The organism is Actinospica durhamensis (assembly GCF_018139695.1).
Lineage (GTDB): Bacteria > Actinomycetota > Actinomycetes > Streptomycetales > Catenulisporaceae > Actinospica > Actinospica durhamensis.
Genome location: NZ_JAGSOG010000942.1, coordinates 1 through 243, shown reverse-complemented (window position 1 = coordinate 243; position 243 = coordinate 1). Strand labels below are relative to the sequence as shown.

Below are 243 nucleotides of genomic sequence, written 5' to 3'. Positions count from 1 at the left end.
AGCCGGTGTGGATGGGGTGTCGGTGGCGGAGTTCGAGAAGGATCTGAAGAACAATCTCTACAGGATCTGGAATCGGATGAGCTCCGGCGCGTACTTCCCGCCGGAGGTGAAAGCGGTCGCGATCCCGAAGTCCGGGGGCGGTACGAGAATTCTCGGCGTGCCGTCCGTTGGCGATCGGGTCGCGCAGACCGTGGTGGCCGCGCACCTGTCGGTCCGGGTGGAGCCGGTGTTCCATCCGGATTC

General features: G+C 64.6%; 1 pseudogene. It reads left to right on the top strand.

The annotated features are described in order from the left end of the window. Window positions 1-243 (top strand): annotated as a pseudogene (locus KDL01_RS42875) (group II intron reverse transcriptase/maturase); the annotation flags it as partial.